Annotated in this window: 11 protein-coding genes; 3 read left to right on the forward strand and 8 right to left on the reverse strand. The window is 65.8% G+C overall.

What is annotated here, in order from left to right; genetic code table 11:
* Positions 1 to 49 precede the first annotated feature (49 nt).
* Positions 50 to 1,102 (reverse strand): cupin domain-containing protein, encoded by a 1,053-nt coding sequence (locus Psi02_RS00110; protein ID WP_203970573.1) that lies wholly within the window; start codon positions 1,100 to 1,102, stop codon positions 50 to 52.
* A gap of 230 nt (positions 1,103 to 1,332) precedes the next feature.
* On the opposite strand from Psi02_RS00110, the gene Psi02_RS00115 reads away from it, so the two are divergent.
* Positions 1,333 to 2,271, forward strand: coding sequence for a MarR family winged helix-turn-helix transcriptional regulator (locus Psi02_RS00115; protein WP_203970574.1), 939 nt, complete (start codon positions 1,333 to 1,335; stop codon positions 2,269 to 2,271).
* 68 nt (positions 2,272 to 2,339) lie between these two features.
* Here Psi02_RS00115 and Psi02_RS00120 read toward each other — a convergent pair whose 3' ends face one another.
* From Psi02_RS00120 to Psi02_RS00130, 3 genes are all read right to left on the reverse strand, one after another.
* The gene (locus Psi02_RS00120) at positions 2,340 to 3,749 is read right to left on the reverse strand and encodes a hypothetical protein (RefSeq protein ID WP_203970575.1); all 1,410 of its coding nucleotides are present in this window, start codon (positions 3,747 to 3,749) and stop codon (positions 2,340 to 2,342) included.
* Between the two features lie 108 nt (positions 3,750 to 3,857).
* Entirely contained in the window at positions 3,858 to 5,315 is a 1,458-nt protein-coding gene (locus Psi02_RS00125; RefSeq protein WP_203970576.1) for a relaxase/mobilization nuclease domain-containing protein, read from the reverse strand.
* Positions 5,312 to 5,731, reverse strand: a complete 420-nt coding sequence (locus tag Psi02_RS00130) for a hypothetical protein (RefSeq protein WP_203970577.1) — start codon at positions 5,729 to 5,731, stop codon at positions 5,312 to 5,314. The genes Psi02_RS00125 and Psi02_RS00130 overlap by 4 nt, the downstream gene beginning before the upstream one ends.
* A gap of 567 nt (positions 5,732 to 6,298) precedes the next feature.
* Between Psi02_RS00130 and Psi02_RS00135 the strand changes: the two genes are divergently transcribed.
* Both Psi02_RS00135 and Psi02_RS00140 read left to right on the forward strand, forming a co-directional pair.
* The gene (locus Psi02_RS00135; protein ID WP_203970578.1) at positions 6,299 to 8,038 is read left to right on the forward strand and encodes a pentapeptide repeat-containing protein; all 1,740 of its coding nucleotides are present in this window, start codon (positions 6,299 to 6,301) and stop codon (positions 8,036 to 8,038) included.
* 325 nt (positions 8,039 to 8,363) lie between these two features.
* Entirely contained in the window at positions 8,364 to 9,065 is a 702-nt protein-coding gene (locus Psi02_RS00140; protein WP_203970579.1) for a hypothetical protein, read from the forward strand.
* On the opposite strand, the gene Psi02_RS00145 is transcribed toward Psi02_RS00140, so the two are convergent.
* The 4 genes from Psi02_RS00145 to Psi02_RS00160 all read right to left on the reverse strand — a co-directional run bounded on the left by Psi02_RS00145 (position 9,012) and on the right by Psi02_RS00160 (position 15,339).
* Positions 9,012 to 10,091 carry a LacI family DNA-binding transcriptional regulator gene (locus Psi02_RS00145; RefSeq protein ID WP_203970620.1) on the reverse strand — a complete coding sequence of 360 codons (1,080 nt, stop codon included), beginning with the start codon at positions 10,089 to 10,091 and terminating at the stop codon, positions 9,012 to 9,014. The two genes, Psi02_RS00140 and Psi02_RS00145, sit on opposite strands and share 54 nt — an antisense overlap.
* A gap of 354 nt (positions 10,092 to 10,445) precedes the next feature.
* Entirely contained in the window at positions 10,446 to 13,109 is a 2,664-nt protein-coding gene (locus Psi02_RS00150; protein ID WP_203970580.1) for a chitinase N-terminal domain-containing protein, read from the reverse strand.
* 404 nt (positions 13,110 to 13,513) lie between these two features.
* Positions 13,514 to 14,416, reverse strand: a complete 903-nt coding sequence (locus tag Psi02_RS00155) for a carbohydrate ABC transporter permease (RefSeq protein WP_203970581.1) — start codon at positions 14,414 to 14,416, stop codon at positions 13,514 to 13,516.
* Positions 14,413 to 15,339 (reverse strand): carbohydrate ABC transporter permease, encoded by a 927-nt coding sequence (locus Psi02_RS00160; RefSeq protein WP_203970582.1) that lies wholly within the window; start codon positions 15,337 to 15,339, stop codon positions 14,413 to 14,415. Before Psi02_RS00160 ends, Psi02_RS00155 begins: the two co-directional genes overlap by 4 nt.
* Positions 15,340 to 15,346 lie beyond the last annotated feature (7 nt).

Below are 15,346 nucleotides of genomic sequence, written 5' to 3' on the forward strand. Positions count from 1 at the left end.
ACAGGCACGGTGGTGAGGGGTTCCGGCCGCGCACCGGCGGCCGGGCGGGTCAACAGTCCTGCTCTCGGTAGAGGCCGAGCGCTTCGAGCACCGGCGCGTCGGTGACGCTGAAGACGTCCAGCTCCTCGTCCGCCTCCAGGCCGTATCGGGCCCAGGACGGCACAGCGAAGATGTCGCCGGGCCCCAGGCTGAAGCTCTCTTCGCCGATCGATGCGGTCCCCGTGCCGCTCAGCACGGTCGCCACGCGGGATCCCGTCTGCTGCCGGAACCCGCTGCGTCCGCCGGCGCGCAGCCGTCGCATCTCGCAGCGCATCGTCGGCATCACGTCCCCGCCGCTCGTCGGGTCGGCGAAGCGCAACTCGGCATCCGCGCCGCCGGAGTCCGCGAGGCTCGCGGCGAGCGCACGATCGGTGTCCGCCCAGCGGTAGGCCAGAAGCGGCGAGTGCGGCCGTGTGTGCCGGGACTTCCCCCGCGCCGGCAGCAGGCCGGGGCCGCCACCCCACACGCGTTCGGAGCCGGACATCTCTCCGGTGCGGAGTGTGGGCTCCTCGGTCGGCCCTTCCTCGAAGAACACGGCGTCCAGGCCGGCCACCATCGGCAGGTCGAGCACGTCCATCCACATCATCGGCTCGCCGCCGGGATTGTGGTGCTCGTGGAAGGTCATGCTCGGGGTCAAGATGAGGTCGCCGGTCGACATCCGCAGGGGGTCGCCGTCGACGAGAGTCCACACACCCTCGCCCTCCAGCACGAACCGCAGGGCCGCCGGGGTGTGCCGGTGCGCCGGAGCGGACTCGCCCGCGCCGAGATACTGCACCGCCGCCCACATCGACGAGGTGGCATAGGGAGCGCCCCCGAGGCCGGGGTTGGCGCAGGCGAGCACCCGCCGGTCGCCGCCCCGGTCGATGCCGACCAGTTGTCCGCTTCGTTCGGCCATCCGGCGCAACATGTCGGCGCGCCACCGGTACGGCCGCGTCCGGACGACCGGCTCCGGCGTCAGCAGGCCGGTCAGCTTCCACAGTGGCTGCAGGTCGTTGTCGGCGAGATCACCGTAGAGCGCGCCGAGGTCGGGGTCTGGATCGGTGAAGCGAGGCGTTGCGGTCATTCGATGGTCTTCCGTCCGTTCAAGCACAGCGACCAACCGGGCCTTTCGCCCAACTAGTCCGCATACGGAGTACTTTTGATGGAGCGTAGGCCCCGCCCGGATCGACAGTCAAGGCCAGGAGGCGTGCATTGCGGCTGTTATCGGTTACGGTGCACTTGTACGGGTGCGTCCCATCGCCGTCCATGTTCTGGCACGTTCAAATCCGTCGGGCACGCAGAAGGGGAAAGTCCGTGTCCATACAGATGTCCGGCCACACCGGCGACAGCGAACTGTCACCCGTGACCGTGCCGGTGCTGGAGCTCGCCACGACCCTGGGTCACCTCATCAGGCGTGCGCAGCAGGTGCACACCGCGTTGTGGTCGGCCGAGCTCAAGGGTGATCTGACCGGCCCGCAGTACGCACTGCTCAGCGCGCTGTCCAATGCGACCGGACTGGACCAGCGGTCGGCCGGGCAATTGGCCTCGCTGGACAAGTCGACGACCGCGGACGTCGTCGCCCGGCTGGAGCGGAACGGCTGGATCAGACGGGATCGCGACCCGCTCGACGGCCGTCGCTATACCCTTACGCTCACCCGGGTGGCGAACGCGGCCCTCCGTGAGATCACTCCGAGGGTGCGCCGGGTGCAGGCTCGGCTGATCGAGCCCCTCGACTCCGCGGATCAGGGCGCCCTCGTCGACCTGCTCGGTCGGGTCGCCTATAAGGGCCCGCCGCCGATCGAGGAGGCCCCTGACGCGCCGGTCAGCGTACTGCTCCTCAGCACCACGCCCGGCCACCTGCTTCGCCGTGCCGAGCAAGTGCACGGCGTGCTGTGGGCGACGCATGTAGGCGCTACCGTGACGCCCTCGCAGTACGCCCTGCTGTGCGTGCTGGCCCAGCGCCCGGGAACCGACCAGACGGCGGCAGGGGACCTGGTCTCTCTGGACAAGTCCAGCGCCGCCGACATCGTCGCCCGCCTGGTCCGGCGAGGTCTGATCGTCTTGACCCCGGACCACTCGGACCGCCGCCGCAAGCGTCTCTCCCTTTCCCCGGACGCCGTCCGGATCATGCCGGAGGTCACTCCCGCCGTACAAACTGTCCAACAGGATCTGGCCAGCCCTCTTTCGAACGACGAGCAGGAGCGGTTGATCGCCCTCCTCCATCAGATCGCCTACCACTCCCCTTCGCTCTGATTCGGCTCTGTGAGTGCCTCGATACCGCCACCAGAGCCGGAGCGTGATCTCAAAGCTGGAGATACGGCCTACACCGACGCGCCCAGAGCCTTCAGCCGGTCTGCGGCAAGGGCCCTGGGGTAGACGGAAAGCCGGCGACCCACCCACGCCGGAGCGCTTCTTCCGTCGAGATCAGCGATCAGGCCGTTCACGTCGACCGTGCACGTGATGCCGTACGGCCATTCCTCCAAGAGCACACCGAGGATGAGGTCTTCCGCACCGCCTTGAATGATGCGGTGCAGTCGCTCGGCCGCCGCGCCGGGAGAGAGGAAGGCGAATAGCCAGGGCATGTCAGCGGGTGCTCCGGAGTCTGACCGCTGTCCTGTTCGGCGAACGATCTCCACTTCGAGTTCGGTGATTACGTCCAGAAGGCTGTTCAGCACGGTCAGGCCCGGAACGTGCCGGAGCTCTTCGCTCGCGTAGTCCCCGAACAGGCGAGCCATGTCGTCATGCGAAATGAGCACTCGGGCCGAGATATGACCGCTGGTCAGCAGCTCCACGATCATGGCGCGGGCCACACTGTCAGAGCCGGGCCCCGTAAGCCCCATCCCGCGGAGCGCCGACAGGGCGACCGCGTAGCCGATCGACGTCGCCGATTCCTCCTCGGCAGGAGGCAGCATCTCCGTCGGGGAGCTGGAGCGAAGGAGGCGGTCACCATCGCGGGCGAGGCGGTTCCTTCTCCACCGCATTCGCAGCTGGCGCCGGAACGAGAAGGCGATGCCCAGGAGTAGCACTGCAATCACGGCGGCCGAGATGACCATGGGAGAAGGGCTGGCGGGCGCCGTTTCGTGGCTTAGCACCTGTCCGGCGCCCGGGTTCACCGCGGTAGGCGCGGAACGCGGCTCTACGCCCGAAGTCCTGAGCGCTGGATGGTGTTTTCCCGTTGCGCGCCGGATCCTGTCACCTCGAGCTCCGGCAACGTCGCGGCCATGGCCATACGTTTCCGGGTGATGCATCTTTCCGGATCGGAGTGTGGGAGTGGGTGTCGCAACATCGGGGCGGTCGGTGGAAAGTTCGGGACGGCGATCCGTACCCGCCACATCGGGATGGTGGGTGGTGTGCCGGTGTCGCCTGGCAGGTTTCTTCGCTTGCGCCTGGCCGCTGTTCTCCTTAACAGGTTGCGAAGGAGTTCCAGGCGACTGGATCGGGTTCGCTTGCTGAGGGACCACCTGCACCGTGGATCCCTTCGCCGACTTACTCAAGGCCCGGCCGAGATCTGGCTGCTGGCCGGTGGCGATCCAGTTCGCGACTTCCTGCTGGAAGTTCACGCACAGCTTTTCCTCGTCGATGTACCGGTTGGCCGTCTCCCCCAGATGCGGACATCCCGCAGCGGCGAGCGCCGGCGTGGCGCTCACAGCAGGCACGCTCATCGCGGCGAGCAGCCCGATGGCTGCCCAGCGACACGCAGCGGACAAAGCCATGATCGGCACGACGGTCACCCCCGAACGTTGACCACGCCCGAGGCATGATCAACTAACCCGCCTGCCGATTTGCCCCGCCAGCCAAGACTGCACTCCCCCAGCTGAGCAAAGGACTGTTCGCCTTCTCTAAAGTCGAGGGCGCCGCCCAGCCGACGGCTCTGGTCGAGCTGCGGAACGGCCGGACTTGCCCGGAACCGGTGCGGAATCCAGCGGAACGCCGGTACGCGGGAAGTCGGCCGCAGCCAGCAGTGAAACGGCCGCGACACCGGAAGCAGCGGTTCGGCTCAGGCACTGGACCGCTGACCGAGCCGCCACCGCCTGAGCGAGCCGACCCTGAACGGCCCGCAACTGTGCCACCGCATTCATCAAAGCCACGATGTTGGCGACCATGGCGCCGGCAGCGATCGTCGAACCCGACCGTGTCGTCCCCGCGGAAGCCAGCTTTCGTGCTGCCCTCCTCAGGGCGATCCCAGCCGGCGTCGTACCTCCGATCCGCGCATACGGCTCCCGCGCCGCCCGGTCGAAGGCATCCGCCGCGCTCCGGAGTCGTCGGTCCTTCAGCACGCTCGATGCGACATGCAGCAGGTCGGAGGTGGCGCCGGCGATGTCTGCTGCGGCATTCGGATCAGTGGCCACCACTCGCCGGATGTGAGCGGCGGCCGCTGCCGCGGCTTCAGCAGCGTGATCCCACACCTGCCGCCGGTCAGCCGAGTCGATCGCGCCCGCAGGTGCGCCGCTTCCGCCGTTCCAGCGCGTGCGGAGTTTCGGAAGAGTGAGATCGCAAGCCAGCTTCCCACCGCCGAACCAGACCGGTTCTCCCGTGCGGTTGAGCTGGATCGGCAGGGCCACCGCGTAGCCGGTGACCTCACCGGGGGTCCGCTGGCTGAACCGCTTGCGGACCAGCACTCCGGAAGCCTCCAGCCGGCGGAAGAACTCCTCCTCCGAAGCAGCCCCCGCCGCGGCCGTGGTGACATGCCGCCGAAGCGCGATTCTCGGCACCTCAGCCCAGCGCCGCCGCCGCGCCTGCTCAGTCTCACTTCGCGTCGGCCGCCGGGCAGCCGTGCGATCGCCAGGAGCCGTCACTTTCAGCCCGTAATGGCGCTCGACCGCCTGGCAGGCCTCCCGCACCCGGTAGAAGTCATTCCAGGTCTTCGGCTTGGTCCCATCCTGACGCGCGAGCGTGGCCACGATATGAATGTGGTCATCGGCATGCCGTACCGCGACCCAGCGCACCGCATCATCATCCCCGCTGGCGGCAAGACCGGTCCGGTTCATGATCTCGTAGGCGACCTGAGCCCACTCATCGTCGTCCAAGATTCGATCATCGCGAGCGGCTCGGGCGACGCAATGCCACACCGGCTCGTCGTAACCATCGCCGCCGAGGGCGGCGAGAGGCTGATTCAGCAATCCGATCAGATTCCGGAAATCCCGCCCACCATCCGCACGGAGAGCCGGCTCCAACTCGACCGGATGCCGCCACCCCGCCACAATGTGCGGGTTCACATGCTCATTAGCCCGGCCCGGGCCGTACAGGTAATAGAGCAGCCCCTCGACGCGCGTCCCGCGAAGCACTTTTCCGATCATCGGATGCGCTTCCGAACGGCTTCCGCGATTCCGTCCAGGCGCTGCACCGCCCGCACGCAGGCGGCCGCGTACGGAAGGAGGTTTCCTGGGTCAGCCCCTGTAGCGTTCAGCGCCGCGACTGCCTGGTTGAGGTTCACGCCGATGCGCCGTACTTGGCCCGACGCCTGCATCAGCTCGATCAGTGCTTCCCGCAATGGGTCCGGCATCGGCGGGTTCGCCATCCGCGCCGCCGCCAAAGACGCCTCGGCCGCATACGCCCCCTGCGCCAACCCAAGTCGCTCCGCCGCCGCCCGGAAGTCGGCGTACTCCTGCTCGGTCAGCACGAACTTCACCACGTACGGCCTCGGCACGGCCTGCCGCTCCCGCCGCCGCTGCCGTACCTTCCTGGACCCTGCTTCCACTCCCCCATCGGACATGCCTCGACCGCTCCCCCGACGACCGCGCCCGGTCCCTGTTGATCAGAACCCACCCCCGCGCCATCTGCGGAAGTGGGTGGTTCTGATCAACTATGTCCCCCTCTGGATCCCGCCGGATTCAGAGGTAATGGGACATTACGAATATCTTGCTCCGCTCCGCTGCCTGCAGCTTGACTCTGGTCCGCGATGTCGCCGAAAGATGTCACATCGAGCTGGAAACCGCCGACCGGGAACGTGGCCGACCGGATTTGAGCGTGATGCGTCCCACAGGAGTAGACGACGTCGGCCTTTGAGCAAATGATCTGAGTCGAGACACTCACTGGATTGGCCGACGCCTGCCGATCCGTCCACGAGGAGACGATCTCGATGCCGGCTGCCCTCCGATCGTCTGCGCCCCGGACATGGAGCGTGCTGGAACGGCGTTTATGGAAGGCCTTCCAAAGCGGCGATTGGTTCGACGTGCCTGCCAAGCCGGGCGAAGAGACGGTGGGCCCCCGTATCCGGAGCTCGGTCATCCGGCACCTACTGCTCACACCGCCGACTCCCGCCGACGGACACATGCTTCAGATGCGGGTGCGAGGTGCCCGGATCAACAACGGCCTGGACCTGGCCGGGGGCGATGTCGGTATCCCGATCTTCTTCGAGGACTGCGTCTTCGATACGGCACCCTGCTTCGACAAGGCCAGGATGACGAGTATCAGTTTCGACAACTGCACTCTGCCGGGGCTCTCAGCTAATGGAGTCGCGGTGGAAGGCGACGTCGAACTGCGGGCCTGTCAGATCAACGGACAGGTGGATCTGGTGAGTGCCAGGATCGGCGCCGACCTCGTCCTGGCCCATACGCGGATCATGCCTCACGACCGCATCGGGATCGACGCGGACGGCGTCACCGTCGGCGGGAACGTCTCCGCCAGAGGGATGCGATGTGAAGGCAGCTGGTATTTGAACTCTGCCGCGGTGGGAGGCGTCTTCCTGGATGAGGCGCAGATCGTGGGTGAGAACGCCATCGTCCAGGCAGCCCAGATGATCATCGGCAACGGTGGCTTCTATGCCCGCGACGGGTTCCGGGCCGAGGGCATGGTGAACCTCTTCGGTTCGACGGTCGCGGGACCGATCGCGTTCAGAAACGCGACCCTGTCCCGGCCGGGGAAACGTGCCTTCGTCGGCATGGCGCTTCGCCTGAACGGTGACCTCTACGCCGGCGAAGGGCTGGTCGTGGAAGGAAGCATCGACATGCGCGGTGCGGAGATCTCTGGTGTGTTCGACCTGGCTGGAGCGACTCTGACGTGCCCGGCACCCGAAGGATCGGTACGGCTGAGCCGAGCCGCCGTTCATGGGGGTGTCACCGCCGGGCAGGCGCATCTCGCGGGCCTCCTCGACCTGTCCATGTCCCAAGTGACCGGCGGAGTCGTCCTGACGGAAACCGTGGTCAGTGGGGCGGAGGAAAGCCCCGGATCCGTCGCTCTCGCAGGAGCCTCCATCTCCGGCGACCTGGACATGCGCAAGGCCAATCTCTCCGGGCTGCTGGATGTCAGCTCTGCCGTACTGCAGGGCAATGTGGACCTCGCCGACGCCACGCTTGGAGAGCAGGACGGCGTCTCCCTTCGCGCCGGAGGACTCGTCGCTCGCAGGTTCACCTTCTCGCCCGTACGGCCTCCAGGAAGGATCGAACTCGGTCACGCGGCGGTGGAGATCTTCGACGACGACCGCGCCTCCTGGCCCACGGAGACCGGGCGGGTCGAGCTGGACCAGTTCAGCTACCGATCATTGGCCGGCAACATGGCCGTGGAGGAGCGCATCACGTGGCTCGCCAGAGGAACGCCGAACACCGAGCCCGGGCCATACAACCAGCTCGCCGACTGCTACCGCGCCACAGGGCGGGAGCGGGACGCCAGTCGGGTACTGCGGGAGAAGCTGCGGCGCGTGGCCCGAGCCCGAGGCCGACTCTGGCGGCTCTGGGGTTTCATCCAGGACCTCACTCTGGGGTACGGATATCAGCCGTGGCGGGCGATCATCGGCGTCATCGGCCTGCTCGCCCTGGGAACCATCTACTTCTCCACCGTGGCGTGCGGCACCGGTGCAGCCCGGACGGACGGCCTCTGCCCGATCAAAGCGGACGAACACCCCGACTGGGACCCGTTCATCTACTCTCTAGATCTACTGATCCCGCTGGTCAGCCTCGGACACGACGCGACATGGAACCCCACGGGCCTGGCAAAGATGATCACCATGGTGTTGATCGTGTCGGGATGGGTCCTGGTCACCACGGTCGCCGCCGCTGCCGCACGCGCGTTCAATCGCTCCTGAAACGCTCTGTTCTACTCGCACGTGATCCCCTTCGAGCAGGCAGTCCCTTTTTCGATCGCGCGCGATTCGAAAAGGGTTACAGCGACCCGCTTCAATCCGAGTCACAAGGACCCACGGGGCCAACTACGTCAGGGAAGCAATCTCAATTTTCGGCCGCTCGTCCAAGTCGGAGCCTCCTTGTCCAGCACCAAGATCACCTACTGGCTAAGGACCATTCAAAGGACCTTCAAGATTGCGGGGTCAAAGCTCCGACGGCCCATTCTTTGCCTCAGAGTCACTCCGGTGTGCAGAACCGGCAGAGCGGAGTGCTGAAATGAGTCGCAGAGTGACCTCGTTTGTCGGGCTATTCGCCCTCATGGCGGCCGGGTGCGGAGCGAGCACCGAGAGGGCTCCCCACATCGACACTCCCTCAGCCGCCAAGCCCAGCCCAATCGCTTACTCGGCACAGTCTGAAACCCGCGAGGATGTCACTGCGCTCTTCCTTGATCCAGCGGAAGCCGGACTATCCGGCGGCGAGACTCAAACCGTCCCTGAGGGCACCCTCTCGAGGCTCAACATCTGCGTACCACTCAACCCGCTGAACACCCCCGGAGTACCCGTCGACAAGCAGTACGCGACGGCCAAGGAAGCGTTCACCGTCCCCTACAAGGGGCGCCTCACGCAACAGGGTTGGGTGCTGCCCAGCGAGGCCGCCGCCTCCACCCTCATGAAGCAGGTCAACCGGAAACTCCCCCAATGCCGCTACAGCGGATCCACGAACGACCCAGTCGACCCGACAAGGCGGATCAGCGGCGTCTCCCGCCCCCAGACCTATGAGCCTGACGCTTTCGGCTGGCACGGCCAGCAGATCGAGCAACTCATGAACGTCAACGGCGAACGCACATCCGTCAGCACCGTGCTCATCCTTCAGCGCGGACCGGTCATTCTCGCCCTCGACTACACCAATTACGAACCCAAGGAGCCGGAGCAGACCCTACGCGCCTACAACCTCGGCGTCCTCCGCAGAGTTCTCGCCCACCCGGCTTGATACCGCGTTCGGCGGCCGCCGGCCCTCCTGAAAGGCATCGAACATCACGGCCGCACTGCCTCTCACAATGAGTTGGGGCGTAACGGCGAGCCGCTCACGTTCGGCGGGGCCGTCGGACTCGATCTGCGCCAGCAGGACGTCAACACTGTCCCGGGCAACGGCAGCGAAGTCCTGCCTGACGGTAGTGAGGGGTGGTGAGAAGAACTCGGACTCGGCAATGTCGTCGAAGCCGACAACGCTCACCTGGCCGGGAACGGGCACGCCCGCTTCCGCCAACGCCCGCAGAACGCCCAGCGCCATCTGATCGTTGGCCACGAACACCGCGGTTACCCGGCCAGGAAGTGTCATCAGCAGCTTGCCTGCCTGATATCCAGATCGGGGACTCCAGTCTCCGATCAGCACGTCCGGAACCTGCCGCCCTGCCGCACGGAGCGCGGCGCGCCAGCCTTGAACCCGTCCGTCGGCCTCCAGCCAGCCGGCGGGCCCGGCGACATGCCACACGGTCTCATGCCCGAGTTCCAGTAAATGGCCAGTGGCCAACATGGCCCCTTCGACCTGGTCGACGCCTACCACGGGAACTCCCCCGGTACCCCAGCCCTCGACGACCACCGCAGGCGTTCCCTCCGGGAGGCCGCCGAACGCCCCGGTCGCCGAACTCCGGGGACCGATGATCACGACTCCCTCGACCCCTTGTTCGGCCAGGTGGCCGACGGCGGCGTCGATACCGGCCCGGTCGAGGGTGCGCAGGTTCACGATGCTGACAGAGTAACCCCGTTCCCTGGCGGCCTGCTCGATCGCGAAGACGATCCCGGCCCGGCCGTACCGGGTGGCGTCGAAGCTCACCACTCCCAGCCTGCGAGAGTGCCGAGTGACCAGCGCCCGAGCCGTCAGATTCCTTCGGTACCCGAGCCGCTCGATGGCGAGTACGACCCGGGCGCGGGTCTCCGCACAAACGCGGGGATGGTCGTTGAGCACTCGGGAGACGGTCTGTGGCGACACTCCCGCGAGCTTGGCCACGTCCGCCATGACCGGCGTACGGCGATCAGGGGACGTGCCCAACTGGATGCTCCTCTCCGGCGGGACAGCTGTCTCCTTCGTCAGGGGAATGTGGATCAGCGCCCCAGCAGCAAGGTGAGCGCGCCGCTGGGGCGCCGGTACACATCAACGCCACGAGCTTTCTCACCGGACGGGCATGACGAATTCAATGGTGATCGCGACCGTCGATGCGGGCCCTCTTCCTGAGTACCGGACGGGGATATCCAGCCACCGCATCACCAGCGGCATGGCCTTTGGAGGTCTTCTGTACCCGACGTGGCCGACCGTCCCCGATGGGCTGCTCTCGCCGGTTGATTCGACCCAGCGAGAGCAGCATGGTGGCGGTCAGTTGGTCACTTTGACCGTAAGGGGACTACTCGTCGTGGCTCCAGCAGCGTTGCTGAACTCGACGGTGTAGACGTACGTGCCTGCGGCCTTGCCCGAGACGTTTAGCTTGGCCTGCTGCGCGGCAGGAGTGTTGGACGCGAAGTCTCCAGTGGCCACAACGGCACCGTTCTCCAGGAATCGGTAGGAGGTCGCGTTCTGCCCCCACCAGAGATCGGCGGTCACGGTGTACGTCCCATCGCCGTCCCAGTTGTCGGCTGACAACACCGGCTTGCCCGGGTTGGCATCGGTCACCTTGACGGTCAACGGGGCGGTCTCCGTGGAACCCTTCGAGTTGACCAGCACGCCGGTGTACTTGTATTCACCATTGGGCCTGCCGCTGATGTCGACACTTACGTTCTGGGCGTCGTCGCCACCGAATGTCAGGTCCCTGGTGGCTACGAGTTCACCGTTCTCATAGAGCTTGATCAGGTCCGCGTTCTGGCCCCACCAGAGGTTCATGGTGATGGTGTAGTCGCCGTCCCGAAGGCCGTCGTCCCATCCGTTGTTGGACGAAAGCACTCCCTTCGCCGGTGCGGATGCGGCTCCGTCACCGGGCAGCACATAGACGCTGTCCCACATCATGGGCGTCTCGTCAAAGACGACTGCGATCTTGGAGTCTCCCGCCTTGAGCGCGCCGGGAAGCGAGACCGTCGCCTTCTGGTCGGAGCCGAAAGAGACCGCGCCCAGGTCGACCGGGGTGCTGCTGCCCGGCGTTAACGCGTAGACGTGACCGGTCACGTTCGCATGCGACACGACAGGATGCGTCACCGTCGCGTTGAGGGACAGGGTGCCGTTCTGGGCAATCGTGTCTGACGAGATCAGGCTCGCGGAATGGTCGCCCGAGGTGAGGTCGTCCGCAGCAGGAGCCTCTTGGGCCAACTGCCACTCCTGGGAGCCGTCGCTGACCGCGTTCTGCAAGGTGAGCGCGGCCCCTGTGGTCGAGCCGGTCAGGTAGACGCCAGTGTTCTTGACCGCCTGGAGCTTGTAATACCCGTCGTCGGACTTGATCAGATTCCAGCTGCCGGTCGGGCTGTTGTCGACCCATTGGCCGATCTTCTGTCCGACGGTGGCGTTGCCGGTCCAGATGGCTGCCGCACGGCCGCCCGACTTGTTCAGCAAAGACACGCCGCCATTGGGCGCCGTGAAGATGTGCCAGTACTGGGTGTCTTTGCTCACCGCGGAGCCGGCGTCCTCCAGGACGACGTCAGGGACGTCACCATTGCCGATGTTCGCGTCGTTGGTCTTGCCTCCGGTGCCGATCACCTGGCCGGTCTTGCGGTTCACGAGCCGGTAGTAGGCGCCTTCGGAGTGTCCGAGGTCGACCTCACCGTAGGCGATCGTCGAGGTGCCCTGGTTGCGGAGGATGACGATGCGGCCGGTGCCGTTGACGTACTGCAGATTGCGGCTGTAACCGGATCCCAGGCTGGTCTGGTACTCCTTCCAAACGCCGTCGCTGCGCCCGCTCTGGTTGACCCAGACGTCGCCGCTGCCGGAGGCGTTGTAGACCAGGCGCCCATCGGGAAGCTTGATGGTGACAGGGCTGCCTCCTGTCGCCGGCTTCTTGGAACCGGAGTCGACCGGCAAAGAGGTGATAGGGGTGCCAGCCGGATCGCCGTCCGCATAGAACTTCAATGGGTCATCGGCGACCTTGTACCTGACATTGGCTCCACCGCCCCAGTATTCATAGGTGATGAGCCACTTGCCGTCCATCGTCGGGACGACGTTCGTCATGCCGGGGCGTCCCCCGCCGATCTCCGCCTTGCCGCCGCCCATGTTCTGGGTGAGTCCGGAGACATCGATGACGGGATCGCTCCACGCTGAGCTGCTGCCGTCCCAGGTCTTGTGGACGAGGACCTGGCCCTGTGAATCGGTAGCCGTGTCGTTGTTCGGATCCAGCGTCGCGACACCGGTGGCGGGGTCGAAGCCGATGTAGTCGTTCTCGTCGGAGTAATAGCAGATGAGCTCGCCGTCATAGACCATCAGGTACGGTTCCCAGAGCGGATCCACCTGCTTGTACGTGTTCGCGCCGGCGACGTTCCTGCCGATCGCACCCGCGCTGCCACCCTGCCATCCACCCGTCGCGATGACGTTGACGACGTTCCAGGTCACGCCTTCGTCGGTGCTCGAGTAGAGCGCGATCGCCAGATCCTTACGGTCGCCATCACTCGATGGCGACCAGGTCGGGTCGGCCGCCTTGTGCTCCTTGTAGTAGTAGTCGTCTCCTGACACGACACTGGCCAGGAGCAGCGTGCCCGCCTTCAGACTCCCGACATCCTGCGGAAGCACATAGAGATACGGATTCGTCCAGTTGCTCGTGTACTTCGCGTACTGCGGGTCGCTGGAAAGATACGCCGGCGCCTTGACCTCAGACAACGACTGCCACGTGGTTCCGTAGTCGTCGCTCTTGTAGATCGGCAGGGTCTCCCGGTCGGCGCCTCCCGTCTCTGGTACGACGGTGGCCTTCTCGAACGATGCGACCAGACGCCCGCTCGGCAACTGCGCCGACTTCGGGTAGATCGCACAGTTGCCCCGCCCCTTGAGGCACGGGTCACTGCCGAGTTGGTACATGATCCCGCCCGTCGGGCTGTACGCCTGTGCGGGGATCACCGGCACGAGCAGCATCGCGGATGCTGCGAGGACGACTCCTAGAGACGTCCCTAACCTTCTTGTTTTCATTGCCACTCCTGTGGGGGATGGGTGACGGGATGTGCGGCGTGAGCCGCGGCACGCAGCTGTCAGGGGGGCAGCTGCGCGATCGACACTGGTCTGGATGCGAGGACGCACCGTTTCCGGTGAGACCGGGCTCCGCCTGTTTTCGGGCAGCCGGAGGACGAAAGCCAGCCGATGCTGCCTGCCATGACTCGTCCGTAGTGGCTGCCGATCCTCGCTCTTACTGCTCGAAGAGAGAGGGCAAGCGGCGGCCGCCCAGACGAGTCGGGTCGACGGGCGTGAACGTTGTTCGTACTTGTTCTGAAGGAGGCGTGGCGCCAGCCGGACTACGGCGGGACCGGCAAAGGAGTGGTGCGCTATCCCTTGACGCTGCCGGTGGCCAATCCGGACTGCCAGTAACGCTGGAGGAAGAGAAAGGCGATGACCAGCGGCACCACGGAGATGAAGGATCCGGTGATGACGGTGGAGAACAGTGCTTGGGCGCCGCCTCCTGCGGCGCTGGCCGACTGTTCCTGAGCCAGGCCGACGGTGAGTGGATACAGGTCGGAGCTGTTGAGCATGATCAGCGGCAGGAAGTAGTTGTTCCAGGTCGCCACGAGAGAGAAGAGAAAGACGGTGACGATGCCGGGGCTGAGCAGGCGGATGCCGACCTGCCAGAAGATGCGCAGCTCACCGGCGCCGTCCATGCGGGCCGCCTCGAGAAGGGAGTCGGGGACGGAGTCGGCGGCGTAGACGCGCATGAGGTAGACCCCGAAAGGGCTGACCAAGGACGGCACGATGATGGCCCACATCGTGTTGGTCAGGTGGATGGAGTTGAAAATCAGGTAGGTGGGCAGGGCGAGGGCGGTCAGGGGGATCATGATGGCGCCGAGGATGACGCTGAACATCGCGGTGGCGCCGGGGAACTTGTACTTGGCGAAGGCGTAGCCGGCCATCGTGGCCAGCAGAGAAGCGCCGATCGCGCTGACGCCTGCGTAGATGATCGTGTTGAGGCCCCAGCGGGCGAACTGGCCGTCGCGGACGGTGAAAACCGAGACGAGGTTGTCCCAGAGGGAGAAGCCGCGGCCGAACCAGAAGCCGAAGGTGGAGAACAGATCAGAGTTGTCCTTGGTGCTGGCGATCAGGAGCCACACCAGCGGAAGCACGAAGTACAGGGCGCAGAGCCACAGCAGTATGGACAGGAGGTTGCTGCGGCGGCTGTCCCGGCGCTGCGGCACTGAGGTTGCCTTCCTTTCGGTGCGGGTCAGGGTTTCGGTCACCGCTTCTCCCCCTGCCGTCGGTTCTGGGCGGTCTGGACGAAGTAGGAGATGACCGCGATGACGATGCCGAGCAGAAAGGCCAGCGCACCGGCGTAGTTGACGTCCTGGTTCACGAAGGCGACGTTGTACGCGTAGAAGTTCGGGGTGAAGTCGTCGCCGACCGAGTTGGGGGCCGCGGTGTGCAGGAGGCTCGGCTCGTTGAAGAGCTGGAAGGTGCCGATGATGGAGAAGATGACGGTCAGCATGATCGCTGAGCGGATGGCGGGGATCTTGATGCTCCAGGCGATGCGGAACTGGCCGGCGCCGTCGATCTCGGCTGCCTCGTAGCGCTCCTGCGGGATCGCGCGGAGCGCGGCGTACATGATGATCATGTTGTAGCCGACGTACTCCCAGGTGACGATGTTCATCATCGAGCCGAGGATGCTGTGGGAGGACAGCAAGTTGGGCGCGGCCAGGCCCATGGCGCGCACGACCTGCGCGATCGGACCGTAGTCGGGCCCGTAGATGTAACCCCACATGAGGGTCGCCACAACACCGGGAACCGCGTAGGGGACGAAGAACAGGAGCCGCAGAGCTTTGGACCCCCGGATGCGGCCGCTGTCGAGGGCGAGGGCGAAGAACAGGGCGAGACCAAGCATGATCGGCACTTGGATGACCAAGAAGATCGCCATCCGCCCGAGTCCACCGAGGAACGAAGGATCGGTGAAGGCACGCAGATAGTTGGCGAGCCAGGCGAACTGCTCCCCGCCGACCAGCTGAGTACGGAAGAAGCTCAGGTACGCCGAGTAGGCCAACGGCACGATGAGCATCGCCGCGAAGACGATGATGAACGGCAAGACGAGGGCGTAGGCGGCGCGATTCTGCCTGCGGGCCGCCGTCGCGCCGGCGCTCCGTCGCGGCACCGGGCCGGCGCTGACGGTCATGGGGGCT

This window comes from Planotetraspora silvatica (assembly GCF_016863315.1).
Classification (GTDB): Bacteria; Actinomycetota; Actinomycetes; order Streptosporangiales; family Streptosporangiaceae; genus Planotetraspora; species Planotetraspora silvatica.